This is a genomic window from Deferribacterota bacterium (assembly GCA_034189185.1).
Taxonomy (GTDB): domain Bacteria; phylum Chrysiogenota; class Deferribacteres; order Deferribacterales; family UBA228; genus UBA228.
Window position 1 is genome coordinate 1 of the sequence record JAXHVM010000104.1, and the last position, 6,318, is coordinate 6,318.

The 6,318-nt window shown below is 31.5% G+C and carries 8 protein-coding genes; 3 read left to right on the plus strand and 5 right to left on the minus strand.

The window, feature by feature from the left end:
- The first annotated feature begins 88 nt into the window (after positions 1-88).
- Together SVN78_07465 and SVN78_07470 are read left to right on the plus strand one after the other, a co-directional pair.
- A complete protein-coding gene (locus SVN78_07465) occupies positions 89-904 on the plus strand; it encodes an HAD-IIB family hydrolase (GenBank protein ID MDY6821441.1) in 816 nt (271 codons plus the stop codon).
- Complete coding sequence (locus SVN78_07470) at positions 905-2,119, plus strand: glycosyl transferase (protein ID MDY6821442.1); 1,215 nt, start codon at positions 905-907, stop codon at positions 2,117-2,119.
- An 18-nt stretch (positions 2,120-2,137) separates the two neighbouring features.
- Here SVN78_07470 and SVN78_07475 read toward each other — a convergent pair whose 3' ends face one another.
- Positions 2,138-3,109 (minus strand): hypothetical protein, encoded by a 972-nt coding sequence (locus SVN78_07475; protein MDY6821443.1) that lies wholly within the window; start codon positions 3,107-3,109, stop codon positions 2,138-2,140.
- Between the two features lie 93 nt (positions 3,110-3,202).
- Between SVN78_07475 and SVN78_07480 the strand changes: the two genes are divergently transcribed.
- Complete coding sequence (locus SVN78_07480; GenBank protein MDY6821444.1) at positions 3,203-3,877, plus strand: HAD family phosphatase; 675 nt, start codon at positions 3,203-3,205, stop codon at positions 3,875-3,877.
- A 7-nt stretch (positions 3,878-3,884) separates the two neighbouring features.
- Here SVN78_07480 and SVN78_07485 read toward each other — a convergent pair whose 3' ends face one another.
- The 4 genes from SVN78_07485 to SVN78_07500 form a co-directional block, all read right to left on the minus strand.
- Entirely contained in the window at positions 3,885-5,447 is a 1,563-nt protein-coding gene (locus SVN78_07485) for a BCCT family transporter (GenBank protein MDY6821445.1), read from the minus strand.
- A gap of 20 nt (positions 5,448-5,467) precedes the next feature.
- Positions 5,468-5,707: a hypothetical protein gene (locus tag SVN78_07490; GenBank protein ID MDY6821446.1), complete on the minus strand. Its 240-nt coding sequence runs from the start codon at positions 5,705-5,707 to the stop codon at positions 5,468-5,470.
- A gap of 16 nt (positions 5,708-5,723) precedes the next feature.
- Complete coding sequence (locus tag SVN78_07495; protein ID MDY6821447.1) at positions 5,724-6,053, minus strand: AbrB/MazE/SpoVT family DNA-binding domain-containing protein; 330 nt, start codon at positions 6,051-6,053, stop codon at positions 5,724-5,726.
- A gap of 63 nt (positions 6,054-6,116) precedes the next feature.
- Positions 6,117-6,318, minus strand: a 202-nt coding sequence (locus SVN78_07500; protein MDY6821448.1) for a hypothetical protein, incomplete at its 5' end; no start/stop codon positions are given.

Below are 6,318 nucleotides of genomic sequence, written 5' to 3' on the forward strand. Positions count from 1 at the left end.
TATCTATATGTCTAATAAAATTTTAATAATTTTTTATATTATAAAAGTTGTTTTTATTTATATAAATTTTTGTATAATATACTTAATAATGAATATAATAATATTTAGTGATATTGATGGCACCCTTTTGAATTATAATAATTACTCTCATGATGAGGCCAAAGAGGCCTTAGAGTATATAAAAGCACATAAAATTCCATTAGTATTAACTACAAGTAAAACTTATGATGAGACAGTTGAAATTATGAATGAGTTATCTTTAAATGAGCCCTTTATCATTGAAAATGGCGGAGGAGTATACTTCCCAAAAATTTATAATAATAAGACAGTACAATTTGGGGTCCAAAAAGATGAATATAAGCTTCTATCATTAGGGGTTGACATTAATTATTTATATAGTTTTGCAATAAAGATTAAAAATGAATTTAATTTAATATTATACAATGAATTATCAGTTGAAGAATTAATAGATATAACAGGGCTTTCAATGGAAAGTGCATTAAAGAGTATGAATAGAGAGTACTCTCTACCCTTTATAATGAATAATAGTAACGATGAAAAAATAGAAGCTTTAAGCTTGAAGTCTAAAGAATTTAATATTAAAATATTAAAGGGTGGTTTATTTTACAGCTTTGTTGGCATAGACCAAGACAAGGGAAGAGCTGCAAATATTGTAGTAAAGCATTTGAAAGAACTAATTGGCAGTTCCTTTGTAACAATTGGTATAGGTGATAGTGGGAATGATGCCGATATGTTAAACTTTGTTGATATGCCGATACTTGTAAAAAATAGACATGGGTGTTATAGCGATATTAAGGTTAAAGGTTTGCAGAAAAGCACCTTAATTGGTCCAGCTGGTTTTAATGAAATGATATTGAAAGTATTAAAAAGTCTTGGGGTATAGATGGCTGATTTTTATCAAAATGGTATAATAACAACAATTCAGGATATTAAAAAAAGACCTGTTGAGGATTTTGAGAGTGATATTTTAAATTATGCAAAAAATAGAAAGATTGCTTTAATTTTACCTGCTTTGTATTCTGAGTTTGAAAGGCCAGCAATGTATAGGATATTAGAGGTGCTAAAGGATACAAAGTGTATACATATGGTTGTATTATCCTTAGACCAAGCAACAAAACAGCAGTTTAAAGAGGTAAAAAACCTAATGAGTAGCCTGCCCCAAAGGACTAGAATTGTATGGAACCATGGGGATAGGGTCCAATCTCTATATGATGAATTGCTCAAAGAAGGCTTTCCTTTGAATATACCTGGGAAGGGACGAGTTGTATGGATGGCTTTAGGATATGTGTTAGCAGAAAACTCATGTTATGCAATAGCCTTACATGATTGTGATATTGTAAATTATGAGAAAGGTTTGGTTGAAAAATTAGTATATCCAGTTGTACATCGAGGCCTTTCCTATGAGTTTTCTAAGGGATATTATGCTAGGGTTACCGATAAACTTTATGGGCGCGTTACTAGATTATTTTATGTGCCACTAGTCAGGGCATTGAGATCAATATTAGGTCAAATTGAGTTTTTAGATTATTTGGTAAGTTTCAGATATGCCCTCTCAGGGGAATTTGCAATAATTAAAGAATTAGCAAGAAATATTCGCTTTTCGCCAACGTGGGGGTTAGAGGTATCACTCTTGAGTGAAATCTATTACAATTCTTCAGTGAATAGAATTTGCGAAGTTGAGATAATGGATACTTACGAACATAAGCATAGTGAGGTTAGGGCTGGGTCTCCAGATAGTGGTTTGATTAAAATGGCATCTGACATAGCAAAAACACTTTTTAGAATATTGTCACAACATTCAATAGTTATGTCTAACTCTTTTTTTAGAACACTAACTGCAACGTATTTTCAAGAGGCAAGAAAGGCTATTGAAGCATATAATGCTATGTCTAAATTCAACGGTTTGAAATTTGATAGGCATGTCGAGATAAATACAGTAGAAATTTTTTCAAGGGCTATTGATGAAGCAAAGGAAGAATTTGTAGCAAACCCTATTGGTATAAGATTAATTTCTCCATGGGCAAGGGTAGAATCGGGTTTACCCTTTTTTCTAAATAAACTATACGAATATGTAGAGCTTGATAATACCAAAGAATAGATTAGTAATTAATGCTATCTATGGAAGTTCATCTATATAAATTGTTACCCAAGCATTTTCTAAGTATTCTAGACCCAATTTTTTAGCTGCTTCAATTGATAAATCAATACCAGCTGGATTTAAAACTTCTCTACCAAACTGATCAAGGCCATCATTGAAATCTTCATTAAACGCTGCCATAGCTTCTGGCATACAAATACTTAATATGTCAAACCTCCTTCTAAAGGGTCCATCTCCAATATTTAACCATTCAGGTAAATCCCAATAATTATCATCTTCATTCCATGGCCCTACATCAATGACTCTAAAATTTTCCCTATGACCATCTAGTAAAACGCCTAATATATATGGGGGGTTATCGTACCAATCAATATAATCACTTGGTATATTCCACCCAAGATTTGCAAATTTTACGTATTTATCAGGAATAGCAACACCAATCTCATCTCTATTTATTGGCTCAAATTGTGTAGCATATACATAGCAAGAATGAACCCCTAAGGGGGTAAGATTTTTTATGCTCTTTCTTATTTTCATTCTGTAAGTTTCCTCAGATTTATACCAGCTATTTATGTAAGATATCAATTTATTAACCTTGTTATCCTCTAATCTAGCATATAATTTTTCGTTTATTTTACTAATCAACCCTTTGATTAATGAAGTTTTTAGGCTTTTTATATTTTTTTTGTCTTTATATTCATCATTTTGGTTTCTCTTTAAATAGTAAGTATTTTTTATTTCATATATTTTCTTTGCTTCATAATTAGCTATTTCTTTTATTATATCAATTTGGTTTTTGTTAAGGGATAGGTCGCTTATTATTCTATTAATATCATTTTTTATCTTTTTATCTTTTGTATAAAAAAGATAGGTTAGTATGCCAAGTTTTATTTCTTCTTTTGGTAAGTTAAGTTGGGTAGCTGTTGTATGTTTTGAAGTTAATAGAAATACTAAGAGGATTATTCCAGTGAATTTTACAATATAGCCCATATTATGAAAATATATAATAAAATTTATAGACTACCAAGGCTTAATTTATAATAACAATATTGCATAATCTAAATAGTATATTAAAATATAGTTATGCCACGATATAAGGGCGTAATATTTGATTTTAATGGGGTGTTAATCTTTGATAGTTTATGGCAGGAAAAATCTTGGCAAAAAGTTCTCTCTAGATTATCAGGTAAAAGTATTGATTTAAAAAAAGTTAGAGTATTAGTACATGGTAAAACTGTAAGTGAGGTATTGGAGGAATTTTTAAATAGGCCTCTAGATAAAAAAGAGCTAGATTTATTGACCAAGGAGAAAGAGCTATACTATCAACAGCTGTGTCTATCTGAGAAAGAAAATTTTAAGTTAGTTGACGGAGCTAATCATATCCTTAATTGGTTAAAAATAGTAGATATACCAGTAACTATTGCAACCTCAGCTAGCAGATTAAATATGGAATTTTATTTTAAACACCTTAAACTTTCGCAGTGGTTTAATTGGGATTTAATTGTCTATGATGACGGCAATTTAAGGAGTAAACCATCTCCTGAGCCTTATATAGTAGCTTCAAAAAAACTCAATTTGAAACCATCAGATTGTATAGTTATAGAAGATTCTGAGGCTGGTATTAAATCAGCTAAAAAAGCAGGTATTGGCTATATAATTGCTATGGCTGGTGAAAGGAAGCCAACAAGGTATATTAAGAAAAACGCCAATATTATTATTAAAGATCTCAGTGAACTACCAATAAAATTTAAAAAATAGTAGAGAATTAATCCCATCCGTATTTTTCAACATACTTATCTAAACCTACTTTTATAGACCAGCACATAAATAGCAAGATTATTGCAAAGGGGAAACCAAACAATACTGAAGCAGTTTGCAAGGCGACTAGCCCTCCTCCAAGTAATAGTGCTGCAGCAACTACGCCTTCTAAAATAGCCCAAAATAGCCGCTGAGGTTTTGGTGGGTCAGGATTGCCTCCTGAGGATATAATATCTACAACCATAGAGCCGGAATCAGAAGAGGTTACAAAAAATGAAATAATAACAATTATTGAGAATATAGAAATTAGACTATGTAAAGGGAAATAATCAAAAAAAGTAAAAAGAGCCACAGCAATATTTTCTTTTACTGGAGCAATAAGACCGCCACCTTGGTATAATTCAATATATAGGGCACTACCACCAAAGACAGTCATCCAAAAAAATGTCAATAATGTTGGTACAAATAACACACTTGTTAAGAATTCACGTATTGTTCTACCATAAGAAATCCTTGCTATAAACATCCCCACAAAGGGTGACCATGCAATCCACCATCCCCAATAAAATATTGTCCAATTAACCTGCCACTCCTTCATAGTATAGGCTTCTTTCCACATGGCAAGTTTTGGAAATTGCTGCAGAAAACTTCCTATATTTTCAACAAATGAATTGAATATAAAGAGTGTTGGGCCTATAAATAGCATAAATAGTAAGATTAATAAGACTATTGTCATATTAATATTGCTTAATAGTTTAATCCCCGCATCTAAACCCCTAACAACTGACCAGGTTGCTATTGCTGTTATACAAGCTATTAATATTGTCTGTATAAAAGCATTTTCTGGTAGACCAAATACAACGTGCAATCCTGCATTAATTTGCTTAACACCAATACCTAGTGAGGTAGCAACCCCATAAAGACACGCTGTAACAGCTATTATATCTATAGTATTACCTACCCATCCATAGATTTTATTTTTTAATAAGGGGTAGAAAATATTTCTCACTGATAGAGGCAAATGTTCTGAAAAACCAAAAAATGCAAGCCCTAAGCCAACAATGGCATATATCCCCCATGGATGAAAACCCCAGTGCATAAATGTTAGGTTCATCGCTGTTTTTGCTTCTCTAGCTTTAGTTGGTTCATTAAAATAATTACCTGCAAAGTGATATATTGGTTCTGCTACACCATAAAATAGCAAACCTATACCCATTCCAGCACTAAATAACATTGCAAACCAACTTATAGTGCTAAATTCAGGCTCGGCTTCTGGCCCTCCTATTTTTAGGTTTCCATATTGTGAAAAGATCAGACTAATACAGTAGAATAAAACTATATTTACCACTAATATGTAAAACCAGCCGGCATATCTTGCAATGTTGTTTTGCAATGATTGAAAAGCTTCTTTAGCGGTTACCCCCGCTATAATAGTGCCAATAACGCCTAATATAATTATTACGGCACTTATAAAAAAAACCCATGGTTGTATATCGTATTTAAAATATTTATTATCTAGATTAGTTAAGGTATTTACTAAGCGTCGTCTCCTTCTATCATCAACTTCCAATATTATCCTCTATTTTGTTGTTAATCTAATTTTTTTAGCTTTAGGGTGAGCTTGTTATTTTTTGTTACTAGCTCAAAAAAATTATTGTATTTTTTAGGTATGCTAATTGTTTCTCTATTAATTTTATTAATATATACTTTTCTATACTTTAATACAATATTGCCAGTTTCTTTATTTACGAGATCTAAACCTCTAATCTCATAGTTTTTCTTTGTCTTTTCTAATTTCTCTAATTTTTTTATGTATTCATATAGGCTCATTGTTTTAAAATATTTTTTACAGTTTCTTTATAATAATCTTGTCAATTTCTATTATTAATTCGCACTCATCCCCTTCTTGGAAGCTAGTTTTTCTGAGCAATTCATCAGTAATCAGTATGCCTTCTTTTGTAAGTGAAACTTCTTTGTATTTCTGTAAATCACTGTCATAAAGCCCAGGTATGTCATAGAATTTTTTATCTTTGTGCTCCAATAGCAAGAGCTGTTCTTTTAATGACCACAGAGAAATACCAAGTGTTTTCATAATTTCCTTTGCGTTTTTCTTTTGAAGTATTAGATCTCTTAATTTATCTGGGTCAAATTTGTGACTGTAATCACCTTTTGCCATAATATTTAATATTATAGTAAAATTCAGCACAAAGTTCAATATCCCTTAATAAAAGAATGGGTTTTAAACTTTATACTCTTTGACTGTACAATTTAATGCAGAGAGTGGCCAGCTACCAATCTCTGCAGAGACGAAGTCGCTTGTATCAGGGCAGAGATTATTACAATTTGATCTAAATACCCCAAATAAATGTGGCAATTTGCCAAATTCCTCTGGAAACCACCAACCATGCTCTAAATGAATCATATTATCTTGCATCTTTTCA